This is a genomic window from Escherichia sp. MOD1-EC6098, from assembly GCF_002965865.1.
Taxonomy (GTDB): Bacteria; Pseudomonadota; Gammaproteobacteria; order Enterobacterales; family Enterobacteriaceae; genus Escherichia; species Escherichia marmotae.
On sequence record NZ_PTSN01000097.1, the window covers coordinates 1 to 309 of the forward strand.

Sequence of the window (309 nt, forward strand, 5' to 3'; positions counted from 1 at the left end):
ACTTTTATATCCGCAGTGTGAACACCGTTGGCAAATCGGCATTCGTGGAGGCCGTCGGTCGGGCGAGCGATGATGCGGAAGGTTACCTGGATTTTTTCAAAGGCAAGATAACCGAATCCCATCTCGGTAAAGAGCTGCTGGAAAAAGTTGATCTGACGGAGGATAACGCCAGCAGACTGGATGAGTTTTCGAAAGAGTGGAAGGACGCTAACGATAAATGGAATGCCATGTGGGGCGTCAAAATTGAGCAGACCAAAGACGGCAAACATTATGTCGCGGGTATTGGCCTCAGCATGGAGGACACGGAGG

Annotated in this window: 1 protein-coding gene; it reads left to right on the forward strand. The window is 50.5% G+C overall.

The genetic code is table 11. The features are described from left to right. A partial coding sequence (locus C0K55_RS25830) for a phage tail tip fiber protein (protein WP_123059785.1) occupies nt 1–309 on the forward strand: 309 nt, incomplete at both ends.